This is a genomic window from Micromonospora sp. NPDC000442, from assembly GCF_042898635.1.
In the GTDB taxonomy this organism is placed as follows: Bacteria; Actinomycetota; Actinomycetes; order Mycobacteriales; family Micromonosporaceae; genus Micromonospora.
This window is the reverse complement of record NZ_JBIAYZ010000003.1, coordinates 211,072-236,930: the sequence shown is the minus strand read 5'-3', so window position 1 is coordinate 236,930 and position 25,859 is coordinate 211,072. Positions and strand designations below refer to the sequence as shown.

Below are 25,859 nucleotides of genomic sequence, written 5' to 3'. Positions count from 1 at the left end.
CCCCTTATGACGGTGCACAGATTGGACAAACCCAGTGGTCTATTTCCAACTTCGGAAGTCTCACCATCGCGCCCTTCTGTAGACCTGCACCTCTCAGCTTGCTCGACTGCAGTCGAGCACCAACAGAGGTGAGCTCCGGATAACCCTTGGCCTGGTTGGGGCTAATTGGCGAACCATTAACCTTAACCTCGATCGCCACCAAGTTGCCGGCCGGGTTCCGCGCAACGAAGTCTGCGATAAATACGTCACCTTCGCTGTCAACGAAGCGAACCTCGCTCGCAATATCCGTGTAGCCCTCCTGATGAAGCCGACTCTCCGTCGCCATTGCACCAATCTTTCCATGGTCAACACCAGGATCGACCGGACAGGCTCCCACACTGGTGTTGTGCACCAGGATAGACGTGTCCGCAGCGACTACGAAGTAGGTATGAATATTACCGATCGAGAGATTGTGAACCTTTGCCTTAGGTGCCGTCCAACGATCGATCCCAATGATCTGCACCAGAGTTCCCGTACTGGTTCGCAGCCACTGGCCAGGCTGAAGATCGGTGGCCTTCATCCACTCGCCGAGTTCAGACACCCAGAAGGGATGGCCCTCGGTAGCGGTTACCTCGGCAACTTCCGAGCCCTCGTCTCCGTCGGTGTCGACGGTGACCTTGACCAGATGTTTAGGGCCATCACCAGCGATCGTCGCGGCGACCGAGTCGACTTCGGTGCGATCGGTCTCGGGATCGGTGACCACGACCTCGTCGCCTGGTTCAACGTCCTCGATCGGCTTGGTCGAGCCGTCGGCCATGAGCACCTTAGTGCCGGGGACAAAGCTATTGCAGTCGCCGTCGGACGAACCGCCATCGTTGCCGCTGGAGCCGCCGTTGCTGCGGTTGGAGGCGCCTGAGGAGCCGCCTGGCTTCGAGTCGCCCTTGCCGCCACCGCCGCCGCCCTTGCCGCCGGCGCCGCCGGAGGCTGCCGACGAGCCCTTCGGGTTGGACTTGGCCTGGGCTTCCTTCTGCGGACCGTTACCCGTCTTCTTGGCCGACTGGGTCGCCTTGTTGCTTGTCGAGTTGACCTTGTCGGCGGCCTTCTTCTTCGCTGCCTGGGCGGCCTTCTTGGCCCGTTCGATGGCGAGCTTCTTCGCCTGCAAGGCGGCGGCCTCGGCAGCTCGTGCCGCGGCCAGCACCGCCTCGGCGGCCCGTTTCGCGGCCTGCCATGCCTGGATCGCGTTGATCGTCCGGTTGACCGCCCGGATCACCGCCGGGATCTTGGCGACCTTGGTCCAGGGGATCGCGTTGAGGATGAGGCTGCCGCACGCCCACATGTCACCGCCGAAGCAGTTCAGGGCGTCGTTGATGCCGATGAACTCCTTGAGGATGTACCACGCGGAGTCGAGGATGACCGAGATCAGCGAGCGGCCCATGTTTGCCTGCGCCTGAGCGATCATCGCCGACGACAAGCCTGCACCGGCCAGTGCCGCCGCCGTCTCCGACGCGGTCAACGCCACCGACAGACCCGACGGGTCGGAGTGGGTGACCGGGTTGTTGTGGGCGTACGTGAAGCCGTTGTTCTGCACCGGGTCGGTCAGGTCCAGCACCGGGTCCGCGGAGAGGAACCGACCCACCTCCGGGTCGTACAGCCGGGCACCCAACGGTACGAAGCCGGAGGCGTCGTCGCGGACCGCACCGAGGAAGCCCCGGTTGGTCTGGAGGTTGGCCGGCGTGTTGGCGATCCGCTGGTTGCCGAACGGATCCTGCTTACGGATCCGGGCCTGCATCCCGTCGCCGAGGACCACCTCGGCGGACGGGCTGCCCTGGTGGTCACCGGCGACGGCCACCAGGTTGGATCCGGTGCTGGTGCCGTAGGCGTACCGCGTCACCATTCCGCCCGGCGTGGCGTAGCTGCGCTGGGTGTTGAGCAGCATCCCGCCGCTCTGCACCGAGACCTGGGCCTCGCCGAGGTCGAGGGTTGCCTGCTGACCCTGGATCTTCAGCAGGCGGGTGCCGCCCGGCCCGTAGATGTGCCGCGTCTCGTCCTGCGCCTCCCACAACTGCTCGGGAGCACCACCGGCGCAGGCCGCGAGCACGATCGGCGTGGAGTCGGCGATGGCTGCGTCCTTCACCGCCATACACAGGCCGGAGGCCGGATGCTTGAGTTGCCCCGTCGACAGTCGCTCCAGCTGCTGGGCCGCCGTGCCGTCACACCGCTGCAGGCGCAACGCCGACCCGGCGGTGGTGCCGGCCGGCTGGGCGCACCAGGAGTCGAATATCGACAGGGTGCCCAGGTTGGCGTCGGTCTGCTCCGGTGCCGGGACGAAGGCCCACTTCTGCGCGATTGTCGCGTTGCACGTGTACAGCTGGATGGGACGGTTCGGCTCGGCCAGGCTGGAACTCAGGTCCAGACACTTGCTCGCCAGGCCCATGTACGCGGTGCGGCCCTTGGTGCCGGAGCCGGTGATCCGCTCGACCTGGCCGTCGTACGTCCAGGACAGCTCCTGCTGGTCGCCGTTGCGGGTGGAGGTGACCGACTTCGTCTCGCCGGTCAGCTCGTACAGCCGCTTCGCCTCGGAGACGATGGCCGCGCCCTGCGGCGTGGTGTAGGTCTTGGTGACGGCGTCGAGGGTGCGCGGCTGGTCGCCCTCCTCGGTGCCGTAGCCGTACCCGTAGGTGGTCTCGATCGGGCCGGTGGAGGTGCGGCCGGTCAGGTCCCGCTCGACCAGCTTGGTGCGGTTGCCGAGCAGGTCGTACTCGTACTCCTGCCAGTAGCCGGTGCCGTCGACCCCCGCCGCCGCGTTCGGGGCCGCCGCGGTGCCCGGACCGGCGCTGCACGACGCCTGGTCCTGTGACGTCCAGGCGTTGCGGAGCTGGCCGAGCGGGTCGTAGGTGAAGCACTGCCGCTCCGCGATGCCGGCCGCATACTCACGGATCGCGGTCACATTGCCGGCGGCGTCGTACCAGTAACCCCGGTTCGAGACCAGGTGGTTGCCCTTGACCTCGCGGAACACCTGCTGCCGGGTGAGGGCGCCGCTGGCGTCGTCGTACGAGGCCATGGTCCACACCCGGTACGGGTGTGCGCCCAGCGTCGAGCGCAACACCTGCCCGTACGGCGAGTAGACCGTCTCGGAGCCGTACCAGTCCTTGCCGGACACCGACAGGGGCAGGCCGTCCTTGGTGTACCGGACCAGCAGCTTCTCGCTGGGCAGCGCGCCGACCGCCGGCAGCGTCGCCGACTCGGTCAGACCGGTGTCGGTGTACGTGTAGTCGTAGCGGTATTCCCGGTTGAGACCCCAGGTGGTGGCGATCGACTCGGGGAGCGTCAGCGTGGTCGAGGTCGGCTGGTAGTCCTCGGTGTAGCCGCCGACCGACTGGGTGTACGGCAGGCCGTCGGTGTACCGGGTCGACGTCGCCGGCAGGCCCTTACCGCCGGCCACCGTGTCGTAGGTGTACTCGGCCAGCAGTTCACCGCCGCTGCCACCGAGCCGCTGCTGGGTGGGACGGGACAGCTCGTCGTACCCGTTCCAGACCGTGATGCCACGGGCGTTGGTGGTGGTCAGCGGCCGGTCCCGGTGGTCGTACGTCATGGTGGTGGCGCCGGTGTCCGGGTCGGTGGTCCGGGTCAGCCGGCCCCGCTGGTCGTACGTCCAGGTCCACGGGGTCGGGTTCGCCGAGTGGGTGGCCTCGGCGAGCTGTCCGCGCGCGTCGTACTCGTAGCGCATCGAGGTGAAGTCGGTACGGGCCGCGTCGCGGAAGGTGTCGACCCGCGTGGTGCGGCCGAGGCCGTCGGTGAAGAGCCGGTACGAGGCCGCGCCCGCCGGGTTGATGACGGTGGAGTGGTCGAGACCGTAGCTGTACCGGGTGGCGCGGCTCGGGTACTCCGTGCCGTTGAGCAGCGGCAGTTCCTCGACCACCCGGCCGAGCCCGTCGTAGGTGTAGCGGGTGGCGTTGGGCACCACCGTGTCCGACTCGGGCGTGAAGAGCCGGCCGATCGGTGAGCCCTCGGCGAAGTAGGCGTTGTTTGTCTGCCAGACCTCGCCGGCCGAGTTGTAGAGGGTGTCGGTGATGAGCCGGCCGCCGCCGGTCGCCTCCACCTGGGACTGCCGTTCCCGGCCGAGCCCGTCGTAGATGGTGACCGAGGTCTGGATTCGGTCCTCGTGGCCCCGGGCGAAGGTGGTGACGTACGGCGGCTTCCGGATGCTCTCGCCGGGGTTTTCCGGGTCGGGCACGATCGCCGGGAGGGCGTACTCGGCGCGGAAGTCGGGCACCAGGGCCGGTGACGGGGTACGCCCCGCGCCCCACGCCTTGACGAGACGGCCGAGCGCGTCGTATTCGGCGTGGCTGACCTGGTTGTTCGGGTCGGTGGTCTTGAGGGTGACGGCACGACCCGGATCCAGTTCCCGGGTCTGCCTGTGCCCGAGGGAATTCTCCTCGCTTACCGCGTACGCCTGCCCGGTGGCCGGGGTGTAGGTGATCCGGGAGACCTTGTTGTCCGGGTCGGTGCGGGTCAGCACCCGGCCGATGGCGTCGAAGGTGGTGGTGCCGTCGTTCTGGAAGCCGGAGCCGTCCGCCTTCAGCGACCAGGTCTGGGTGGCCAGACCTCGGGTGTTGCTCGGCAGGGCGGCACCGTAGGCAGCGCCGTCGTAGCCGACCCGGCCGGCGGAGGAGAGCGTCGTCAGGTCGTCGAAGTCGGCGGCGGCACAGGTCGTCGGGCTGCTGCGGATCTGCCTGGTGAGGCCAATGATGTGTTTGGTCGTGCTGTGCACGTATTCCACGAGGGTGCAGGACTCGTCACCGGACTTGCCGGTGTCACCGAGTGACTCGATCCGCTCCGGCAGGCCGTGGGTGCTCTCGTAGGTGGTCTTCGTCTCGACCGTGCGCAGCGTGCGGGTGTCGTCGCCGGTGCCGGAGGACCGGGACACCGCCTTCTGCCGCGTGTCGGTGACCCGCCAGGCCTTCAACGGGTCGAGGCCGTCGTCCCGGTCGCGGGAGGCGAGTTCGGTCGCGGTGGGATAGGTGACGCTGCGGGTGAGCCAGTTGGCGTCCGGGTCGCTGGCCTTGGCGTACGTCAGCTCCTCGGCGACCCGGCCGGCGAACGGCTCCCGGTCCTTGGCGATCTCCTCGCCGGTGCCCACGTTGTCCTTGACGGACACGCTGTCGCCCATGCCCCGGAAGTAGCGGGTGACCGACTTGGTCTGCTCGCTGCCCAGTTCGGCGGTGGGTGGCCCGGTGAGGACGGTGACCTGCTCGAAGCCGGCGAACTGGGAGTAGGTGCGGCGGGACTTCTTGCTGAATTCCGCCTCGGCGAGCCGCCAGCCGGCGTTGTCGTACGCGTACGTGGTGAGGGTGGAGGAGGCGGCGCCGTCGATGGCCGGTAGTTCCTCGACGGACTCCACCACGTACTTGTGGAACCAGTCGATGACGTCGTCCTTGGCCGGGTCCGGGTGCCAGAAGTTGGGGAAGCAGAGCCGGGTGTTGCCCTTCAGCGCGGCGGTGTCGTCCTTGCCGGGCAGGCCGGAGCCGGTGGCGCAGGAGCCGGTGGGTTGCTTGTAGGTGACGACCGTCTCGCCGCCGTACTCGTTGATCACCCGCGCGATGCGCAGCCGGGAGAAGCTGGGGCGGTTGTCGTTGCGTACCCGGTTGGGCATGTCCTCCGGGTTGTGGGCGAACCGCACCGGGTTGAGCGCGACCTTGTCGCCGTCGACGCCGTACCCGGTCCGCTGGATCGACTCCAGCCACAGCGCGGTGTTGGGGCCGGTCAGCAGGGTCGGGAAGGACTGGGTGAGCTGGTACTCGTCCACCTTCTGCAACGCGGTGGAGCCGCTGCGCCGCTGCGCCCAGGTGGTGATTTTGTCGAGGCGCTTGCGGGTGAAGAACGACGGTGAGGCGTTCCAGCACTTCCGGCCCGAGATGCAGTTCAGGTCGGCCGGGGTGTCGTACCAGATGCGGTAGTCGTGCGGGATCTGGCTGTTGAAGTTCGACTCGGAGCAGGTCTGGGAGCCCTCGGCGAAGCACCGCTCCGCCACGTCGAAGTTGACCCGGGCCAGCGGTGCGGTGCCGTAGACGTTGTTGCTGCGCTGCCCGTAGTCGATCCGGGTCAGGTAGCCGCCACGGTCGTACTTCACCGGGGACTTGAAGTTGAAGTTCCGCGCGTAGCGGTTCTCCTCCTTGGCCCACCACAGGCTCATCGCGTTGCCGTGGATGTCCTCGACGTAGTCCAACGACCACCGCCACGCCTGGGTGCAGGCCGAGTCGGCCCAGTCGCCGGCCTGGTAGCAGTCCTCACCGGAGTGGTTGCCGTAGACCGGAGCGGTAAGCACCGAGTTGGTGACCGGCTGACCGGCGGTCCAGCCGGGCAGGCGGTGCCGGCCGAAGTGGTACCGGGTGCCGTCCCTGGTGGTGACGACCCAGTACTCACCGTCGGCGTCACCGTTGTCCAGGCTGGTGTCCTTGAGCAGTTGCACCTTGGACCCGTCACCGTTGGCGGTGGTCCAGGTCCCGGTGCTGTCGTCCCGCACCAGCTCGGTGGTCATCCCGCCGAGGGAGAGGGTGGCGTTCTTCGACCCCCAGCAGAGGTCCGCGGTCCGGTGGTCGCTGTTGTTCGCGCCGGGCTTCTTGGAGTCCTGCCGACAGTTGACGTAGGTGCGGGTGATCGCGCCGGCCGCGTAGTCCCAGCCGTCGCCGATCCAGGAAGCCTGGTTGTTGGTGGCCGAGGTGCGCCCGTCCACCGACTGCGACGAGTACGACAGGGCCACCTTCGGCATCAGGCCGCCGGCCGTCTCGGGCACCTGCACCTGGTACGAGTAGGTGAACGCACCCGAGGAGGAACCCGCCGCCCAGGATCCGGAGAACAGCAGCGGGGTGGCGGTGAAGTCGCCGGAAGCCGACCCGCCGGTGTCGAGTACGCCGACGACGTTGGCGTCCGTCGCGCTGGACTGGGCCCCGAACGCGGATCGGCCGGCGACCGCGCCGTCGGTCCCGACCAGCGACCCGACCGGCACGCTGCCGGTGACGATCCGGCGGTCGCCGGCCCCCTCGTCGACGCCCGCGATCGCGGCGCTGCGGGCGGACGCCCCGGCGACCGGGAGGATTTCCACCTCGCTGGAGACGGCCTGTCCGGTGACACCGGCCGGCTCGGTGGACTGGATGCCCGCTCCGCCGTCAGCGCAGTCGCCACCGTCCGGGTCGTCGAAGACGCAGTCCGGCAGCAGGACGACGCCGAACCGGTCGGCGGCCTGGGGGCCGTAGAAGTCGGCGAAGGGCGTGTAGTCGACGCTGAGAGCGACCTCGGCCGTGGGGTCCGCGGTGGCCGGCGGAGTGATCTTCATGATCAGGCCGGCGACACCGACGTCGTGCGACGCCTCGGGGGCAGCCAGGTCCACCGCCCAGGTGCCGGCGAGGGCGGCAGGGTCACCGCCGTCCGGTACGCCGAGGGCGACCGGCAGGTCGTCGACCGGCAACGCCTCACCGGCGGCGACACCGGTCAGGTCCACCGTTCCGCTGCCCTCGTCCCAGGCGTCCACGGCGGACGGCTCGTACGGGTCGAGCGGCTCCGGCTCGTCGGTAAGCAGGTCTGTCACGGCCTGCTCGTCGGGCGCGATCTGCTCCACCTCCGGGATCTCCGGAAGTTCGATCGCGCCGCGGCTCATGCCCGGACCCGGCACCGCGAAGGCCGGGGCGGGCAGGGCCGTCACCGTCATGGTCATGGACAGCGCCAGGATGAACGCCGTACGGGCGGGACGCCCCCGCCGCCGGGCCAGCAAACCGGTACCAGGCATGCGCGTCGACTCCCACCCAGGCGCGAAGACGAAATGGAAAACGCGGAAGAACCGCGAGGACACGCGCCGGATCGGCACGTGCGTGAGCACTCTCCGTCAGGGCAGGTCCGAGCTCAAGGTCACATAGAGTGATCTTCCATATATGGATGTGATCCACGTCACGCCGCTATTGCCACGTAGGATCGCGCACCGGAAAGAACTGAGCCAAGAAGCTAATTCGGCTATGTCCGACATGCGGCGTCGGCAAACCCACCCACACAAGATCGAATTCTGGCGTACCGGTCAATGATCAGAAAGTGAACATCACGAATCGGTAACGTTGACGGGATAGACGAGATGCCCTGGTGACGTGCGATCGTGTGCCCGCGTTTCTGCCCCTCGGCCCGGCTGACGGGGCTGGTTTCGCGTCCTTCCTGTCCGCCCGGCCCACGGGAGTAGACCGCCGTGACAGCGCCTCGCCTGCTCAGCCCGTTCATGCGTACGCGCACCCGGCTGATCTGCACCATGGGCCTCCTGCTGGTCGCCGTCATCGCGGCGTCCCTGCCGTGGTGGCCGGGAATCGACGGCGGCGACAGTCGGCCGGAGGCCGTCACCGACGCCGCCCCGGCGTCGAAGCCACCGCGCGACGAGGCGACCGCGATGGCCGAGGCGCTCCGTACGGGCACGGAAGTCCTCGTCGAGACCGCGACCACGGCCACGTCGCTCACCTGGGCGCTGCCGGCCGGGCAGTGGCGCACCACCACCCACGCCATCCCCCAGCGGGCCAGGAACGCCACCGGACAGTGGGCGCCGACCGACCTCACCCTGACCCACGACGCCGACGCATCGGACGGCCTCGGCATCCGCCCGGTCAACCCACCCACCCCGGTACGGTTCTCCGGCGGCCCGGCGCGGCCCGGCGCAACGCCGTCCACGAGTCCTTCCGCCCAGTCGATGCGCCTGGTCGCCCGCACCGAAGTGGACACACCCCTCGCCGAGGTTGAGATCGACGGTCACACCGTCACCTACCTGTGGCCCGGCCCGCTGCCGGAGCCGGTACTCGACGGCCCGCGCCTGCTCTATCCCGAGGTCCGGACCGGTGTCGATCTGCTTGTGGTGGCTCGCGACGAGGGCGGATTCGGGCAGCTGCTGATCGTCAAGAACCGGAACAGCGCCACCGTCGAGGCGGTCCGCTCCCTCACGTACGGCCTGCAATCCCCGACGGCGATCTTCCGCCACGACCAGGAGACCGGCGGTGTGCGGATCCTCGACGCCGCAGGCCAGGTCGAGATCGGCTCGATGCCCACCCCGTTCGCCTGGGACTCCGCCGGCCAGGACCCGACCTCGCCCCAGCCGACCCTGCGCACCGCCGTCGCCACCACCACCGACGTGCTGAACCTCTCCGGGCTGAACGGGGTCGAGGCGGGTGCCCGGCACGCCGCGATGCCGATCAGCCTCGACGGCGACGGCAGCGGCAACGTACGCCTGCACCTCGACGTCGCCGCCACCGGCCTACTCACCGACACGAACGCGATGTTTCCGCTCTTCCTCGACCCGACGCTGCGCAGCGCCACGCTGGCCTGGGCGACGGTCTACAAGCAGCACCCCAGCACCAACACCTGGAACGGCACCAACTTCAACTCCGGCAGCACCGACGCCCGGGTCGGTTACGAGGAGCGGACTCCGCTGACCGCCCGCTCCTTCTGGCGAATGGGCTTCAAGAGCAGCATGAAGGGCGCGACGGTCAGCTCGGCCACGTTCAAGGTGTTCAACAACCATTCCTGGAACTGCACCGCGCGCCAGATGGAGGTATGGCGCACCGGCTCCATCTCCTCCGCCACGACCTGGAAGAAGCAGCCGAGCTGGGTCGAGGTGCAGCAGAAGAAGTCGTTCGCCTTCGGCTACGGAAGCAGTTGCGCCGACGACTACGTCAGCTTCGACGTGAAGAAGATCGCCCAGAACGGCGCCGACGGCGGCTGGTCGAACGTGACCCTCGGCATGCGGGCGACAAGTGAAGGCGACACGCTGACCTGGCGCAGGTTCAAGGTCAGCAGCACCGAGCTGACGGTCGTCTACAACACTCCGCCAAAGGAACCGACGGGCGGCAAGACCACACCCGGCGGCGACTGCGTACCCGGCCCCGGCGGCGGTCGCACGGTCGCCAGGACCAATCTGACGCTGTACGCCAAGGCCACCGACCCGGACGACAACCTGAAGGCGCTGCGCTTCCGCTTCTGGAAGACCGGCTCGACGGTCCCGTCGGGCACCCTGGTCACCGCCACCAACGCCGGCGACGCGCAGCTGATCATCCCGTCCACCAGCCTGGAGGACCAGGCCACCTACTCCTGGGATGTGCAGTCCGAGGACCACACGGGTGCCAAGTCGTCATTCTTCCCACCCGGCAGCGAACCGTGCCGGCTCACCATCGACGCCTCGGCGCCGCCCGCACCGACCGTGACGAGCGATGTGTTCCTGGAAGCCACCCCGGACGGCGCGACCTGGGCGACCGTGCACTTCGGCGAGACGGGAGCCGTCAGTTTCAGCGCCACCGGCGCCACCCAGTTCAGCTACTCGTTCGAGAGCCAGGACACCAAATACGTGCCGGCCGTCAACGGCGCAGCCGTGGTACCGGACCTGAAGCCGCGACACGCCGGCCCCACCACGCTGCTCGTGTACGCCTACGACGCGGTCGGCAACCGCAGCGCCAGGACGGACTACGCCATCTACGTGCCGCCGCGCGCCGCCGGTGACGGCCCCGGCGACACCGGCGGCGACGGCATACCCGACCTGATCCTCGTCGACAACGAAGGCAAGTTGCGCACGTACGCGGGCGACCGCGAACCCGAAGGAACAGGGCCAAACAACGGTGAGTTGTACGGCTGGCTGTACTCCTCCTACGACAGCGCCGGCACCCTGAACCCGCCCGGTCACTGGTGGAACCCGACCACCGGCGAGGCCGCACTGATATCCAAGCACTCCGACGCGTACCCGGGTGACGGCATCACCGACCTGTTCGCCCGTACCCCCGACGGCGGGTTCTGGCTCTATCCCGGTGACGGGTACGGCAGCTTCAACGTGGACCATCGGCTCCGCGTCATGCTGCCGGCCAACGCGCCAAACCCGTCGACCTGGACCCAGATCAAGGCGCTCGGCGACATCACCGGCGACAAACGGCCGGACCTGGCGCTGCGTTCCGGCGCGGAGTTCTGGGTGCTGTCCGGATATACCGGGGCCGCCTTTGCGGAGGCCACCCTGATGAACCACGACGCCTGGGCGCGCCGCGACGTCGTCAACATCATCGACATCGACATCGACGGCACGCCCGACCTGCTCTGGCGCAACCTGGACAACGGCAACATGTACGTCCGGCACGGTCGGCCCGGTGCGGTGTCCGGCAGCGTCAGCCTCGACTCGCTGAAGCTGGCCAACAACTCCCGCGACGGTGACGTCCGCTACGGCACTGGCTGGACCGAGGCGGCCATCGGCGTCGTCATCAGCATTCCTGATGTCAACCGCGACGGGGTGCCCGACATGTGGGTCCGGTACGAGTCGAACGGCAACATGCACATCTACCACCCGTCCAAGATCGACACGGGACAGTCGAAGAAGGTCGTCCTCGCGGCCAACTGGCGGCTGTACCACGCGTTCGGCTGACCGAACCGAACGGCGACGGGCCTGAGCAACGCATCGCTGCCAGGCCCGTCGCTGGGTCAGGACGAACGCTCCACCTCGGTGCCGCCGTACCAGTCGGTACGCCGGCCCGGTGGGTCATGCCGAGCCGCCGGCGCACCGCCATCGAACGTTCGTTGCCGGGTGTCACCTCGGTAGCGGTCGTGCATCCGGGCCAGGTCGGTCGGCGCCCCGGCCGACTCACGCAGCACCAGCCGGTCGATCGTCTCGACGGAGAACCCGCCGCATCGCCCGGTCGGCCCGTGCGGCCCGCGCGACAGGGATGGTTGCCGGCGGGAATGACGGGGAAATGGAGCGCGATGGGCGGTGCGTGGGAGCGGACGAGACGGATAACCCGAGGGGCTTTCCGCCCGGTCCGTGGCCGGGATCTGTCGCTGCACGCCGCCTCGATCACGTTCTACGGTGCGATCGCCGTGGTGCCGGTGGCCCTGCTGGCGATCTGGCTCACCTCGCTGCTGGTGGGAGCGTCCCAGGTACGGCGACTCACCGGGTACGCCGTGGAGGCGCTGCCGGACGCGATCGGTGCGCCGCAGGCGGTGGCCGCGCTGGTCGAGGCCGGGGTGGGCCTGACGCCGTGGCTGGCGCTGGCCGCGTTGCTGCCGGCGTCGCTGTACGGCGAGGGGCTGCGCCGGGCGTTCGTCTCGGTCGCCGCGCCCCGCTCCGACGAACACCTGATCGGCTGGCGGGGCCGGCTGCTGCTGCTGCCGCTGTTGGCACCGGCCCCGGCGTTGCTGCTGTCAATCCTGCTGGCCCTGCCGACCACCACCGGGCTGGTCCGGCGCGGCGGTTGGGCGGGCGCGCTGGGGGTGGTGCTGTCGTTCCTGGCGGTGTGGCTGGTCCTCACGCCGGTGCTGATGTGGGTGTTCCGGGTGGTCGGTTCGGCCTCGCCGGACTGGCTCTCCACACTGGGGATGGGCTCCTTCACCGCGGCTAACCTTTCCGGCTTCCTGCACGGTTTCGTCCTGTTCGCCTCGCTGCCACTCGACCTGGGCGTGCCCTTCGGCGGCCTGGACGAGGTGGGTGCCGCCGTGGCGATCCTGCTCTGGCTCTACGTGTTCCACGTGATCGTGCTGGCCGGCTACTCCGCCACCCTGGCCCTCTCCTCCTGGCGCACCCGCCGCTCCAGCCCTGTTGATCATGAGGTTAGCGGCACTAAAGGAGATCAAGACCGCCGCTAACCTCATGATCAACGAGGTCTGGGGCAGGACCGGGCGGTGTGGGGCGGATAGGGGTTAGGGTGCGGGGATGGTGGGTGGTGAGGTACCGGGGCGGGCTGACGTGGTGGTTGTCGGCTCGGGGCACAACGGGTTGGTGTCGGCGATCCTGCTGGCTCGGACCGGGTTGGACGTGCTGGTGCTGGAGGCCGCCGACGTGATCGGCGGGGCGACCCGCACCGAGAACCCGTTCCCCAAGGTGCCGGGGCTGCGTCACTCCACCGGGTCGTACCTGCTCGGGCTGATGCCGCCGGAGCTGCTGGCCGCACTTGACGTCCGCATCCCGGTGCTGCGCCGCGACCCGCACTACTTCCTGCCCACCCCCGGTGGGGTCGGCTCGCCCTACCTGCTTTTCGGCACCGACACGGCGGCCACCCGGGCGCAGCTCGCCGAGTTCTTCTCCCCCGCCGACGCCGCCGCCGACGAGGCGTTGCAGGCCGAGCTGGCCGCGTTGCGCGAAGACCTCGCCCCGGCCTGGCTGGCCGAGCCGCTCAGCGTCGAGGAGACCGCCGACCGTTACGTCCGTCCCGCGCTGCGCCAGGTCTTCGTCGACCTGGTACGCGGCTCCGTCGCCGACTACCTGGCCCGCTTCGACTTCCGCTCCGAGCTGCTGGTCAGCATGTACGCGGTCACCGACGGCCTGTCCGGGCTCAACGCCGGCCCCGACGACCCCGGCACCGGGCACAACTTCCTGGTGCACAACATGTGCCGGCTGCCCGGTTCGGGCGGCACCTGGATGATCGCCGAGGGCGGCATGGGTACCGTGTCGCGAATCTTCGCCGACGCGGCCCGGGCCTCCGGTGCCCGGATCGTCACCGGTGCCCCGGTAGCCGCAATCACCCTCGACGGTGGTGCCGCCAGGGGCGTGGTGCTCGCCGACGGCCGCCAGGTCGACGCCGAGGTGGTGCTCGGCGCCTGCGACCCGTACCGGCTGATGGAGTTGCTGCCCGACGGCGCGCTGCCGACCACGCTCAGCGGACGGATGGCGGCGGTCCGGCGCACCGGCAGCACCCTCAAGCTGAACCTGGCGCTGCGTGGCCTGCCCCGCTTCTCCTGTCTGCCCGAGAACGCGCCGAGCCCGTTCGGCTCGACCATTCACCTGCTGCCCGGCTCGGCGACGCTGGCCGGTGGCACGGGCGAATCACCGATGGCGGCGCTGCGCGCCATGTGGGCCGACGTGCGGGCCGGGCGGTTGCCGCAGGAGCCGACAATCGAGTGGTACCTGCACACCACAGTCGACCCGTCGCTGGCCGACCCGGCCGGGCACCACTCGTCGGCGCTGTTCGTCCAGTCCGTGCCGTACGAGTTGGCCGGCACCACCTGGGACGCGGAGCTGCCCGGCTACGTCGACCGGCTGGTCGGGATCTGCGAGCGTTACGCCCCCGGCACCGGCGACCTGATCGCCGACGCGGTGCCCCTGCCGCCGCCCGGCATCGAGGCGCACTTCGGCATCACCGGCGGGCACATCCACCACGTCGACAACACCGTCTCGTTCGCCGACCGGATGCCCTACGCCACGGGCGTGGACGGGGTGTACGCGGGCAGCGCCGGCTGTCACCCGGCCGGCAGCGTCATCGGTGCCGCCGGCCACAACGCCGCTCAACGCATCCTCGCCGACCTAGGTCGGTAGCCAGCGTCTCAATTCGTCGGCTGGGTGACCTCCGTGGCGGGAGCCTCCTCGCCGACCCGGTGGGCGCGGACCTTGTGGCCGACGCTTGTCAGGCAACGCCCGCTGGACAGGTCGAACCGCCAGCCGTGCAACTGACAGGTGAGCTGGTCGCCGTCGACGATGCCGAACCGGCTCAGGTCCGCCTTCAAGTGCGGGCAACGCCGCTGCACCACCCAGTCGCCGAGGGTGATGTCCTCCGCGTCCACCGCCCGTTCGTGCTCGTCGTACCAGCCCTCGGCGTACTGGAGGCGCTCGGTGGACAGGCACTTGAAGAAGGCGTACACGAACTCGTTGTACTGCCCGATCCGGGCGGCGGAGAAGCGGCAGGACAGGAAGAGCGAGTTGACCCAGTCCACCTCGCCGATGTGCAGCAGGTGCTCCACGAGCGCCCGCTCGGTCCGGAACCGGTAGCGCACCTTCTCGTCGGCGTACGGCCGCACCTGCTTGCCGGGGAAGTCGACCACGATCGACTCGACGCTCTCGCCGTCGTAGCCGACCAGGTCGAAGCGGACCGGACCACCGACCCCCTTGGCCAGGTAGATCGACTCGTCGAGCAGCGGTTCGATCCGCCGCTTCAGCTCCTTGAGCACGTCCACCTCGGGGTGCCGCCAGGACGCCTTCTCCGCCTCGATGATGGGCCGCTTACGCTCGCGCATCTCCTCCAGGTGAGCGACCTTGTTGGCGAAGAAGTCCGCCACCGGCATCGGGTGCGTGGTCGTCGCGCCGGTGGTGGTGACCTCGGTGACGCTGCCGGGCAGCAGCACGATGCCGTTCGTACCGCCGACCTTGGCGTACTCGGCCAGGAAGACCGACTGGTCGGGGAAGATGTTTCCTTCGTCGCCGAAGATGTCGTTGAACTGCCACAGCTCGTCGTCCAGGAAGCACGGCGGGCCGGCGATCGGGAAGACGTGGTCGGCCTTGAGGTCGTCGATGTAACGCCAGGTGCGGTCGAACTGCCGGTCCCGCTTCTGCTTGCCGAAGGCGGTCTTCGCCGCGTTCGGCAACTCGTAGACCATCGGGTACCAGATCGCGCCGGAGAACTGGAGCAGGTGCGCGTGCACGCGGCCCAACTCTGCGAAGGTGCTCAGGTCGGTCGGACGGGCGTCGTTCTGGTTGAGCAGCCGGACGCCGTCGTACTCCACCCAGAGCGAGGAGTCACCGATCGGACCGTCGGTCGGGCTGGTCAGCGCCTGGATCATCACCTTCAGGCCGCCGTCAAGCTCGACGATCTCCTCGTTGCGGGTCTTCAGGAACTTCGTGAAGCCCAGCTCACGGAACTCGTCCTCCATCTCGGAGGTGGGGAACTCGGGCAGCAGCACGGTCGCCTTCTTCGACACGTACCGCTTCAGGTGAGCCGCGTCGAAGTGGTCCCGGTGCAGGTGGGAGACGTACAGGTAGTCGACGTCACCGAGGGCCTCCCAGTCGAGCTGGGAGTTGTCCGGGAACGGGAACCAGGAGGCGAAGTAGGCCGGATTGACCCACGGGTCGCACAGGATGCTGCCCGCGGCCGTGTCGATCCGCATGCTCGCGTGCCCCGTACCGGTCACTCGCACCGCAGTTCCCCCTCAAAAAGACAATCAAGGTGTACGCCCCAGAACGCTACCGGAGGCAGTCTGGTCCTCGCCCCGCGACGCCGGTAGTGCCCTTCCACCCACCAGAGCGGGGCCCATCGGCCCTGGCCGGAAACCTCCGCGAGGGACGTGCCAGACTAGCCGGAGATCCGTTCGCGAGGAAGGACCGACAGTGGCAGGCAGCGAGCCGGTAACGTCGCCAGACCAGCACAAGCCCGGGCACCGTAAGGCCGGGCGGATCGGCGCGGTGCTGACCGCGTTCGCGCTGCTGGCCATGCTCTGCGGCAACCACGAGGGCAGGGTCGAGAACCTCTGGCTGATCGGTCTGGCCGCGCTCCTGCTGCTCATCGTGATCGGTGACGTGGTGCTGCGCCGCAACGGCCTGCGCTCCTGACGGAACGGGCAACCCGCGACGGCCTGCGCTCCTGAGTGACCGGGCCCCGGCGCGACGTCCTGTCGGTCCACCGCCGCACCCACCTAGGCGAGCAAGCGCGAGGGCCCGCTCCGGTCTCCGGAGACGGGCCCTCGCGCATCGCTGACTGTCAGCGGCCGAAGAGGATGTCCTGCACGTTCTTCAGTGCGGCGTCGACCTCGGCCTCGAAGTAGCCACCCTGCACCAGCCCGAAGCGGAGCGTGTCCAGGTCCTTCGGGTTGACCGGCATCTGGTTACGCCCGGCCATCCCGCCGAGCAGCGACTCGAAGAACCGGTCCACCTGGTCAGGGTCGTACCCGCTGCCGAAACGGCGGACCTGGAAGCTGCGTCGGATCTGGTCCACCCGGTAGAGGTCGCTGCCGGGCGGGCCGGCCATCGGTGGCCCACCCATCGAGGGGCCGACCATCGCAGGCGGACCGGCCATCGCCGGGGGGCCGCCCATCGGAGGCCCGCCGAGCGGCTGCTGCGGCATGCCGGGCGGTCCCGCCGGGCCACGCCGGGGATCCCGGTCCGGCAGCCTGATCTCGGCGGTCATGTCGGTACGGCCGTGCCGACCCGCCTCGAACCCGTCGAAGCGCTGCTCGTCCGGCGGCGGACCGTACCCACCGGGTCCATCCGGCGGACCGTACCCACCGGGACCGTCCGGCGGACCGTAGCCACCCGGCGCGTCCGGCGGACCGTAGCCGCCGGGGCCTGCGGGCAGTCCACGCGGCGGAGGCCCACCGTGCCCCATGCCACCGGGAGGACCCATCGGCCCGCCCGGGCCCATCGGGGCGGCGGCGCCACGCGGGCCGTCGTAACCACCCCGGGGAGCGTTGTCGTACCCACCGGCGAAGGCGCCCGTCGGCTCGTCGTAGCGGCCATAGGGCGGCCCGGCCTGTGCCGGCATCGTCCGAGGCGGCATCGGCGGCTGCGGCACCGGGGACATGCCTCGGTCCTCGCGCATGCCGGGACCCATCCGCTCCATCGGGCCCATCCGGCCATCGCCCCGGCCGGGCACGCCACCGCGCTCCTCCAGCTCCGCCAACTGCCGTTCGACCCGGTCGAGGTGCAGGTCGACCTGCCACTCGTCATAGCCGTTGAAGCGAACCCGGAAGACGACGTCATGGACCTCCTGCGAGGCCACGGGCGCTCCGATCGGCTGCCCGGCGAGTGTCGCCTCGACCCGGTCCAGGAAGGCGTCCACCTCGTCAACCTTGTATCCCCGGCGGAGCGCCTTACGCCGGAAACGCTGACCCTGACTCGCCACTATGTCTCCTGGTCTCGTTCGCCACGCCCGGTCACGCCGTCATCTCCCCGGCCGGGTCGGTGCCACTGTCCTCCGCGGCGGCCAGCTGCCCACATGCTCCGTCGATCTCGCGACCCCGGGTGTCCCGCACCGTGGTGGACACCCCGGCGTCGCGCAACCGCCGGACGAACTCCCGCTCGACCGGCTTCGGGCTGGCGTCCCAGCGGCTGCCCGGAGTCGGGTTGAGCGGGATCAGGTTCACGTGGGCCAACTTGCCGGCCAGCAGCCGGCCGAGCAGGTCAGCTCGCCACGGCTGGTCGTTCACGTCCTTGATCATCGCGTACTCGATCGACACACGACGGCCCGTGCGGGCCGCGTAGGCCCAGGCTGCGTCCAGCACCTCGGACACCTTCCAGCGCTGGTTGACCGGCACGAGTTCGTCGCGCAGCTCATCATCGGGGGCATGCAGCGACAACGCAAGAGTCACCGAGAGGTCTTCGCTGGCCAGTCGGTGGATGGCCGGCACCAGCCCGACCGTGGAAACGGTGATGTGACGCTGCGACAGGCCGAGCCCCTCGGGTGGCGGTGCGACCAGGCGGCGGATCGCCGCGATCACCCGGTTGTAGTTCGCCAGCGGCTCGCCCATGCCCATGAAGACCACGTGCGACAGCCTCGGCGGTGACCCCGCGACCTTGCCGGAGGCGGCCACACCCGCCAGGTAGACCGCCTGATCGACGATCTCGGCGGTGGAGAGGTTGCGGGTCAGGCCGGCCTGACCGGTCGCGCAGAACGGGCACGCCATGCCGCATCCGGCCTGGCTGGAGATACAGACGGTGACCCGGTCCGGGTAGCCCATCAGCACGCTCTCCACCAGCGAGCCGTCGTGCAGCCGCCACAACGCCTTGCGGGTCGCGCCGTCGTCGCAGGCCAGCTCGCGGACCGGAGTGAGCAGCCGGGGCAGCAGCTGGTCGGCGAGGCGCTCGCGGGACGACGCCGGCAGGTCGGTCATCTGCGCAGGGTCGCGCACCAGCCGGCCGAAGTAGTGGGTGGAGACCTGTCGGGCCCGGAACGCCGACTCGCCCAGCTTCGTGACCAGGTCCTTCCGGCCGGCGAGGTCGAGGTCGGCGAGGTGTTGCGGTGGCATCGCCGCCCGGCGTGCGCCAGGCGCGTTCGGGTCGACCGGGATCAGGGGAAGGCTCGTCATGGCACGTCCAGTCTGGCACGCCCGGCCCGGAACGCACCTCTGCGGAGGCGTCGGATCCGCTCCCGCCTCGTCCGCGCCCCGTTCCGGCCGGCGTGGGCCATGCTCAGTTCACCGCCGGAACGAACACCACGAGCAGCAGGTACGCCGTCGGCACCGCGAACAGAACGGAGTCGAGCCGGTCCATCAGGCCGCCGTGGCCGGGCAGCAGGTTGCTCATGTCCTTCACGCCGAGATCCCGTTTGATCATCGACTCGGCGAGGTCACCGAGGACCGCGGCACCCGAGACCGCCACCCCGAACACGGCACCCCACCAGGGCGCCACGTCGAACAGCGCCCAGAGCAGCACGGCACTGCCCAACGCCGCCGCGCCGACCGAGCCGCCGAAGCCCTCCCAGGACTTCTTCGGGCTGATCGTCGGCGCCATCGGATGCTTGCCGAAGTTGGCGCCGGCCGCGTACCCGCCGGTGTCGGAGAGCACCACGGCGACCAGCGTCACGAGCACCCGCAGCGCACCGTCACCGGGGGATGACGCGAGCAGGGCGGCGAAACCGCCGAGGAACGGCACGTACACCGAGATCAGCGTCGCTGCGATCATGTCCCGCCGGAGGTTGGCCGTACCATCACCGAGCCGCCAGACCAAGGTGCCCGCCACGGTGACCAGGAGGCCGAGCAGGAGCGCGTCCAGCCCGGCGAACCAGGCCAGGGTGACGGTGAGTACCCCACCGGCGACCAGCGGCACCAGCGGCACCTCGGCGCCGCCACGGCGCACCGCGCGGGACATCTCCCAGATGCCGACGCCGAACGCGGCGGCGAGCACCAGCAGGAACGCCGGCGTGTAGAGGAACAGGGGCAGCAGGACCGCCGCGCCCAGGCACACCCCGACCGAGATGGCCGCCGGCAGGTTCCGCCCGGCCCGGCTCGTGCCCTGCTGGGTAGCCGGCCGGCCGGCACCGGCCCGACGCCGGCCCCGGTGGCGCCGGCTCGGCCCGTCCGGCTGTGGCGTCTCGGGGTCCGCGTCTCCGGGCGGCACCGCCGCGAGCTGGGTGGTGGGTGCGTCGTCGTGGTCCCGACCGGCACCGACCCGCACCGGCGCGATCTGCGCGGTGGGCGCGTCGCCGTGGTCCAGGTCGCGGGCTCCGTTGTGCCCGTGCGGTGGCTGGTCCCAGCCGGCCGGTCCGCGCCCGTTCCGGCCTTCCTGGGCGGGTCGGTCGCCGACGTACCGGCCGCGTCGATCGGGTTCAGCGTCGTACGGCTCGCCGAACCCGGCGCCGACCGGACCGCGGTCGTCGGGACGGTGGGCGTAGGGGTGCTCGGACTGCGGACCGGGGCGGGTGCGCGGATTGGCGTACAGCCCGGCACCGGGCTGCGGGCCACGGCCCCACTGACCGGGTTCTACGTCCGGGTCCGGCCAGGGCAGCGAGGTGGGTCGGTCGGGGCGATCCCAGTCACGGGCCTCGGCGCCGCCGTAGGGGTCGAGGTGGGACATCACGCACCAGGGGTGAGCGGTACGAGATCCACCACTTGACGCACAGCCACTACCATCCCCTACCCCGCGCGAGGCGCTCCGTCTGATATGCCGGCCTGTCGGCTGGCCGATCCCCACCGTTCACCGTCGGGTCACCGGGAATCGTGCCGAGCCTACTGCACCCGTCCGCCCGGCAGGACGTACCGGTGGCCGCTCCCACTGCCTTGATCATGAAGTTGTCACCACGCCACGCCGGTGGCGAGGGCAACAACTTCATGATCAAGCAGGTGGTGACCTCGGCGTCAGACTTCCAGGAGTTCGGACTCCTTGTGCTTGACCAACTCGTCGACGTGCGACACGTAGCGCTGGGTCAGGTCGTCCAGCTCCTTCTCCGCGCGACGGCCCTCGTCCTCACCGACCTCGCCGTCCTTGACGAGCCGGTCCAGCTCCTCCTTGCCCTTGCGGCGGATGTTGCGGATGGCGACCTTCGCCTCCTCACCCTTGTGCCGGGCCACCTTGATCATGTCGCGGCGGCGTTCCTCGGTCATCTGCGGGAGCAGGATGCGTAGCTGGTTGCCCTCGTTGTTCGGGTTGACCCCGAGGTCCGAGTCGCGGATCGCCTTCTCCATCGCGTTGATCTGCGAGTTGTCGTACGGCTTGATGATGGCCATCCGCGGCTCGGGAACGGCCACCGACGCCATCTGCGTCAGCGGGGTCGGGCTGCCGTAGTAGTCGATGATGACCTTGGAGAACATGGCGGGAGTCGCGCGACCGGTGCGGATGGCGCCGAACTCCTCCTTGGCGTGCTCGACCGCACGCTCCATCTTCTCCTCGGCCTCGAGGAGGGTGTCGTCGATCACCGGTCTCCTCGCCTCCTTCTTGTGCTCGTCGTGGGCTTGTCGGGTCACCGGGACCGCCGAGATCGCCGTCGGCGGTCGGCTCAGGTGGTGATCAGCGTGCCGATCTTGTCGCCACCCACGGCCCGGACGATGGTGTCGTCGCCCTGCGCGCCGAAGACCAGCATCGGCAGGCCGTTCTCCATGCAGAGGCTGAAGGCGGCCGCGTCGGCGACCCGGAGGTTGCGACGCAGCACCTCGGAGAAGGTGATCGAGTCGAACTTGCTGGCGGTCGGATCGATCCGGGGATCGGCAGTGTAGACGCCGTCCACGCCGTTCTTGCTCATCAGCACGACGTCCGCGTGGATCTCCAGCGCGCGCTGGGCGGCCACCGTGTCGGTGGAGAAGTACGGCATGCCCGCGCCGGCGCCGAAGATGACCACGCGGCCCTTCTCCAGGTGACGGATCGCCCGCAGCGGAATGTACGGCTCGGCCACCTGGGCCATCGTGATGGCGCTCTGCACCCGGGTCTCGATGCCCTCCTTCTCCAGGAAGTCCTGGAGGGCCAGGCAGTTCATCACCGTGCCGAGCATGCCCATGTAGTCCGCCCGGGCACGGTCCATGCCCCGCTTCTGCAACTCCGCGCCACGGAAGAAGTTGCCGCCGCCGACCACCACGGAGACCTGCACACCCCGGCGTACCACGGTGGCGATCTGCCGGGCGATGGCCTGCACGACGTCCGGGTCGACGCCGATGGCGCCCCCACCGAACACCTCGCCGGACAGCTTCAACACCACCCGCCGGGCCCGGCCGGGCGGTGGTGCCGTCGGATCGTCCGCCGCCAACGTCCGGTCACTCACAACCTGCGTCATCCGCCCGTCCTTCCCCCACTGGCGCGCTCAGGTGCGCGTACCTGCCGCTGCCGACCTTATGGGACGAGGAGGCCGCGGTGTGTGTCGCGTACACCGGCGGCCTCCTCGTCTCGTCGTTGTTCCCAGCCCACGGCGCAATGCGCCCCGAGCCGGCTCAGGCCTGGCCGACCTCGAACCGCACGAAGCCGGTGACCTCGATGCCCGCCTCGGCCAGCACCTGCTTCACCGTCTTCTTGTTGTCGGTCACCGAGGACTGCTCCAGCAGGACGAAGTCCTTGAAGAAGGAGTTGACCCGGCCCTCGACGATCTTCGGCAGCGCAGCCTCGGGCTTGTTCTCCTCACGGGCGGTCTGCTCGGCGATGCGCCGCTCGGACTCGACGACCTCAGCCGGCACCTCGTCACGGGTGAGGTACTGCGGCCGCATCGCGGCGATCTGCATCGCTGCACCACGCGCGTCGGCGTCGCCCGCCTCGTCGGTCTTGCCGGCGTACTGCACCAGCACGCCGACCGCCGGCGGCAGGTCCTGCGCCTTACGGTGCAGGTAGACCGCGACGGTGCCGTCGAGCTTGGCGAACCGGTTGAGCACCAGCTTCTCGCCGATCTTGGCGGACTGCTCCTGGACCAGGTCGGCGACGGGACGACCGTCGATCTCGGTGGCGAGCAGCTCCTCGGCGTTGCTGACGCCGGAGCGCTCGCCGTGCTCGACAAGCTGCTGGGCCAGCGCGATGAAGGCATCGTTCTTGGCGACGAAGTCGGTCTCACAGTTGAGCTCGAGCAGCGCCTTGCCGGAGTGCGCGACCAGACCGTTCGCGGCGGTCCGGCCGGCCCGCTTGCCGACGTCCTTGGCGCCCTTGACGCGCAGGATCTCGACGGCCTTGTCGAAGTCGCCCTCGGCCTCGGTCAGCGCCTTCTTGCTGTCCATCATGCCGGCGCCGGTCAGGTCGCGGAGCTTCTTGACGTCCGCGGCGGTGATCTGGGACATGGCTCTCTCTTCGGTGTTGAGACTGCGTGGAATGGTCTGAGGTGACGATTACCCGGTTCCGAGAGGTTCGTGCCCGGTCTACCCGCCGCCGGTCACCGTCAGCGGAACGGACGGTGACCGGACGGCGGCACGATCACTGACCGGAGACGGCTGCCGGCTGCTCGGTCGTGGGCTGCTCGGCGGCCGGCTGCTCGGCGGCGGGCTGCTCCGCTGCGGGCTGCTCGGCGGCGGGCTGCTCGGCGGCGGGCTGCTCGGCGGCCTTCTTCGGCTCCTCGAGCAGCTCGCGCTCCCACTCGGCCAGCGGCTCGTCGGCGGCGACGCCCGCTTCCGGCTTCTCGTCGCCGCCCCGACGGCGGCCGGAGCGGGCGATCAGGCCATCGGCCACGGCGGCGGCGACGACCTTGGTCAGCAGCTCGGCCGAGCGGATCGCGTCGTCGTTACCCGGGATCGGGAAGTCGACCTCGTCCGGGTCGCAGTTGGTGTCGAGCACGGCGATCACCGGGATGCCCAGCTTGCGGGCCTCGTCGACGGCGATGTGCTCCTTCTTGGTGTCGACCACCCAGACCGCGGCCGGGAGCTTCTGCATGTCCCGCAGGCCGCCCAGGGTGCGGGACAGCTTGATCTTCTCGCGGGAGAGCTGCAGGGTCTCCTTCTTGGTGTAGCCGGCGGCGGTGCCGCTGAGGTCACCGAGGGCCTCCAGCTCCTTCATCCGCTGCAGCCGCTTGTACACCGTCTGGAAGTTGGTCAGCATGCCGCCGAGCCAGCGGTGGTTGACGTACGGCTGGCCGACGCGGGTCGCCTGCTCGGCGATCGCCTCCTGCGCCTGCTTCTTCGTGCCGACGAACAGGATGCTGCCGCCCTCGGCCACCGTGTTGCGCACGAAGTCGTACGCCTTCTCGATGTAGTCGAGGGTCTGACGCAGGTCGATGATGTAGATGCCGTTACGCTCGGTGAAGATGAAGCGCTTCATCTTCGGGTTCCAGCGCCGGGTCTGGTGCCCGAAGTGAACACCACTCTCCAGCAGCTGACGCATCGTCACGACGGCCATGATTCGTACTCCTTGCGGTCCCTGGTTGTCTCGCCCGACCGGCGGCCGGGCGTCCTGGTGCCCAGTCGTCGACCATGGTGGGCCCGACCGGGGTCGGGACCAGGGAGGCCGCCGCCACACGACGACTCGTGAGGAGGGCACGCGAGGTCGACCGCACGAGGCGGTCGCCGGTTGACCAGTGTACGCGCCCTCGCGACCGTTCCACGCCCGGGTGCGGCGACGCTCCGCTCACGCCGTCGGCGCGCCACGCTCAACCGGCGGCAGGCCCAGACGCAGCCGGCCGCACAGCCGCGCTCAACCGGCGGCACGGTTCCGCTCAACCGCTGGCGGGGCCACGCGCAGCCGGCGGCGCGGTCTCGTTCAACCGGCAGCGACCGCGGCTACCAGGAAGAGCGCCAAGCCGATCGTCAGGTACGCGGTCGGCGGTCGCAGCCACCCTCGCGCGCCGTCGCTCAGCGAGAACCCGGTCGTCCGCAGCCCGTAGAGGCCGGCCGCGAAGATCGGCAGCCCGCAGACCAGGAACGTGCCCGCCAGCACGTCCCCGGCGGCAACCGGGTCCGCGGTCGCGCCGTGCAGCAGCACCCGCACCGCAGGCAACTCGAAGATCACGACCAGCACGGCGAAAAGCACCGCGAGCACCGGTCGCCGCGTCCGGTAGACGCCGTCACCGGCCGGCACCCCTGGCTGGACGCCGCCCGCCTGGTGACCGCCCCCCTGATGACCGGCCGCCGGGTGACCGGCCGTCGGGTGACCGGCCGCCGGGTGACCGGACACGGCGTCGGCGGAGCCGGGCGGGACCTCGCCCACCGGCGGTTCCGTCCGGGGTACCACCGACGGCACCGGCCCTGTCGGCTGTTCCAGCGGGTTGGTCGCCTCGGGCCCACGCTTGGCCTCGACGATCGGGTACCCGGCCAGCGCGCGGGTCGGATCCGTCGACACCGGCGCTCCGCCGCCGGTCAGGCCCACCTCGCGGGCGGCACGTCGGCCCGAGCGATCGACCGGCAGCTCACCGGAGACATCCGGTTCCGTCGGTTCCGCCCGGCGGGAACGTGACGCCCGGTAGCGCTCAGTCTCCGCCGCGACGTCCCCGAGCGGGTCCGTCAGGGCGGCGCGTCGGGGCGAGCCGTACCGGTCGTCGTCGTCACCACGCTGCTCGGGCACCGCGCGAGGCTCGTCGCCGGGGTAGTGCCCCTCTCCCACCGGATGCCACTGCGGGTCGGCGTAGCCACGGTCATGATCGCCCGGATACCAGCGCGACTCCTGGTCGTCGGCGAAGCTGCGTCGTCCGTCCACGCCCGGCACCGTATGCGACCAGCGGTTCGTGCGCCATTCGACCCCACGCCTGAGCAGCCCCAGGAAAGGCGCTATAGCACATCTAGGACATGATCGTCCGTTCGTCCACAACACCCTCGGCTGTCCACAGGACAGCACGGCGGGGTCGCCGCGAGACCCCGCACAGGCGCAGGGTGCCGGTCATGACCAAGCGGAACCAGGCGATCGGCGGGTACGGGGAACGCTGCGCCGTACGGCACCTGATCGAAGCGGGACTACGCCCGGTCGCCCGCAACTGGCGCTGCCGCACCGGAGAGATCGACATCATCGCCTGGGACGGGCCGGTGCTCGCCTTCTGTGAGGTGAAGACACGGCGCACCGCGACCTTCGGCAGCCCTGCCGAGGCGGTGGTGCCCCGTAAGGCCCGCCGCCTCCGGGGGCTTGCCGCCGCCTGGCTCGCCGCCACCGGCACCACCGCCGACGAGGTCCGTTTCGACGTCATCTCGGTGCTGCTGCCCCGCATCGGCCGGGCACGCGTCGAGCACCTCAAGGACGCCTTCCGATGAGTGAGCGCAGCGAACGAATCATTCGGCCCAGTGTGGTGGTGCCTCATCGTGACGCCGAGCGAAGCGAG

At 69.8% G+C, this 25,859-nt stretch carries 15 protein-coding genes and 1 pseudogene; 5 read left to right on the top strand and 11 right to left on the bottom strand.

Features of this window, described 5'->3' with window-relative positions:
* Nucleotides 1-4: 4 nt before the first annotated feature.
* Nucleotides 5-7,762, bottom strand: a complete 7,758-nt coding sequence (locus ACFY2A_RS06045) for a ricin-type beta-trefoil lectin domain protein (protein ID WP_387169065.1) — start codon at nt 7,760-7,762, stop codon at nt 5-7.
* A gap of 444 nt (nt 7,763-8,206) precedes the next feature.
* On the opposite strand from ACFY2A_RS06045, the gene ACFY2A_RS06040 reads away from it, so the two are divergent.
* Entirely contained in the window at nt 8,207-11,395 is a 3,189-nt protein-coding gene (locus ACFY2A_RS06040) for a DNRLRE domain-containing protein (protein ID WP_387169062.1), read from the top strand.
* Nucleotides 11,396-11,451: 56 nt separating this feature from the next.
* On the opposite strand, the gene ACFY2A_RS06035 is transcribed toward ACFY2A_RS06040, so the two are convergent.
* Entirely contained in the window at nt 11,452-11,622 is a 171-nt protein-coding gene (locus ACFY2A_RS06035) for a hypothetical protein (protein ID WP_387169060.1), read from the bottom strand.
* A gap of 108 nt (nt 11,623-11,730) precedes the next feature.
* Between ACFY2A_RS06035 and ACFY2A_RS06030 the strand changes: the two genes are divergently transcribed.
* Nucleotides 11,731-12,609, top strand: coding sequence for a YhjD/YihY/BrkB family envelope integrity protein (locus tag ACFY2A_RS06030; protein ID WP_387169057.1), 879 nt, complete (start codon nt 11,731-11,733; stop codon nt 12,607-12,609).
* Between the two features lie 67 nt (nt 12,610-12,676).
* Entirely contained in the window at nt 12,677-14,275 is a 1,599-nt protein-coding gene (locus tag ACFY2A_RS06025) for a phytoene desaturase family protein (protein ID WP_387169054.1), read from the top strand.
* Between the two features lie 8 nt (nt 14,276-14,283).
* On the opposite strand, the gene ACFY2A_RS06020 is transcribed toward ACFY2A_RS06025, so the two are convergent.
* Nucleotides 14,284-15,867, bottom strand: coding sequence for a Rieske 2Fe-2S domain-containing protein (locus ACFY2A_RS06020; protein ID WP_387169051.1), 1,584 nt, complete (start codon nt 15,865-15,867; stop codon nt 14,284-14,286).
* 190 nt (nt 15,868-16,057) lie between these two features.
* Between ACFY2A_RS06020 and ACFY2A_RS06015 the strand changes: the two genes are divergently transcribed.
* Nucleotides 16,058-16,279, top strand: coding sequence for a DUF2631 domain-containing protein (locus ACFY2A_RS06015; RefSeq protein ID WP_093401678.1), 222 nt, complete (start codon nt 16,058-16,060; stop codon nt 16,277-16,279).
* 148 nt (nt 16,280-16,427) lie between these two features.
* On the opposite strand, the gene ACFY2A_RS06010 is transcribed toward ACFY2A_RS06015, so the two are convergent.
* The 8 genes and pseudogenes from ACFY2A_RS06010 to ACFY2A_RS05975 all read right to left on the bottom strand — a co-directional run bounded on the left by ACFY2A_RS06010 (nt 16,428) and on the right by ACFY2A_RS05975 (nt 25,283).
* Entirely contained in the window at nt 16,428-17,567 is a 1,140-nt protein-coding gene (locus ACFY2A_RS06010; RefSeq protein ID WP_387169047.1) for a DivIVA domain-containing protein, read from the bottom strand.
* A 31-nt stretch (nt 17,568-17,598) separates the two neighbouring features.
* Nucleotides 17,599-18,750: a 23S rRNA (adenine(2503)-C(2))-methyltransferase RlmN gene (gene rlmN, locus ACFY2A_RS06005; RefSeq protein ID WP_387169044.1), complete on the bottom strand. Its 1,152-nt coding sequence runs from the start codon at nt 18,748-18,750 to the stop codon at nt 17,599-17,601.
* Nucleotides 18,751-18,853: 103 nt separating this feature from the next.
* The gene (locus ACFY2A_RS06000) at nt 18,854-20,236 is read right to left on the bottom strand and encodes a phosphatidate cytidylyltransferase (RefSeq protein WP_387169041.1); all 1,383 of its coding nucleotides are present in this window, start codon (nt 20,234-20,236) and stop codon (nt 18,854-18,856) included.
* A gap of 281 nt (nt 20,237-20,517) precedes the next feature.
* The gene (frr, locus tag ACFY2A_RS05995; RefSeq protein ID WP_093402027.1) at nt 20,518-21,075 is read right to left on the bottom strand and encodes a ribosome recycling factor; all 558 of its coding nucleotides are present in this window, start codon (nt 21,073-21,075) and stop codon (nt 20,518-20,520) included.
* An 80-nt stretch (nt 21,076-21,155) separates the two neighbouring features.
* Nucleotides 21,156-21,923 (bottom strand): UMP kinase, encoded by a 768-nt coding sequence (gene pyrH / locus ACFY2A_RS05990; RefSeq protein WP_093401681.1) that lies wholly within the window; start codon nt 21,921-21,923, stop codon nt 21,156-21,158.
* A gap of 154 nt (nt 21,924-22,077) precedes the next feature.
* A complete protein-coding gene (gene tsf, locus ACFY2A_RS05985; protein WP_387169038.1) occupies nt 22,078-22,905 on the bottom strand; it encodes a translation elongation factor Ts in 828 nt (275 codons plus the stop codon).
* 133 nt (nt 22,906-23,038) lie between these two features.
* A complete protein-coding gene (gene rpsB, locus ACFY2A_RS05980; protein WP_387169035.1) occupies nt 23,039-23,953 on the bottom strand; it encodes a 30S ribosomal protein S2 in 915 nt (304 codons plus the stop codon).
* 360 nt (nt 23,954-24,313) lie between these two features.
* Nucleotides 24,314-25,283, bottom strand: a pseudogene (locus tag ACFY2A_RS05975) (hypothetical protein).
* A gap of 145 nt (nt 25,284-25,428) precedes the next feature.
* Here ACFY2A_RS05975 and ACFY2A_RS05970 point away from each other — a divergent pair.
* Nucleotides 25,429-25,791 (top strand): YraN family protein, encoded by a 363-nt coding sequence (locus tag ACFY2A_RS05970; RefSeq protein ID WP_363917020.1) that lies wholly within the window; start codon nt 25,429-25,431, stop codon nt 25,789-25,791.
* The last annotated feature ends 68 nt before the right edge of the window (nt 25,792-25,859 follow it).

Bases quoted from the DNA above. Each gene is read 5' to 3' on its own strand.
- ACFY2A_RS06045 (WP_387169065.1), bottom strand. From the start codon at position 7,762: ATGCCTGGTACCGGTTTGCTGGCCCGGCGGCGGGGGCGTCCCGCCCGT.
- ACFY2A_RS06030 (WP_387169057.1), top strand. From the start codon at position 11,731: ATGGGCGGTGCGTGGGAGCGGACGAGACGGATAACCCGAGGGGCTTTC.
- ACFY2A_RS06025 (WP_387169054.1), top strand. From the start codon at position 12,677: ATGGTGGGTGGTGAGGTACCGGGGCGGGCTGACGTGGTGGTTGTCGGC.
- rlmN (WP_387169044.1), bottom strand. From the start codon at position 18,750: ATGACGAGCCTTCCCCTGATCCCGGTCGACCCGAACGCGCCTGGCGCA.
- ACFY2A_RS06000 (WP_387169041.1), bottom strand. From the start codon at position 20,236: ATGTCCCACCTCGACCCCTACGGCGGCGCCGAGGCCCGTGACTGGGAT.
- pyrH (WP_093401681.1), bottom strand. From the start codon at position 21,923: ATGACGCAGGTTGTGAGTGACCGGACGTTGGCGGCGGACGATCCGACG.
- tsf (WP_387169038.1), bottom strand. From the start codon at position 22,905: ATGTCCCAGATCACCGCCGCGGACGTCAAGAAGCTCCGCGACCTGACC.
- rpsB (WP_387169035.1), bottom strand. From the start codon at position 23,953: ATGGCCGTCGTGACGATGCGTCAGCTGCTGGAGAGTGGTGTTCACTTC.
- ACFY2A_RS05970 (WP_363917020.1), top strand. From the start codon at position 25,429: ATGACCAAGCGGAACCAGGCGATCGGCGGGTACGGGGAACGCTGCGCC.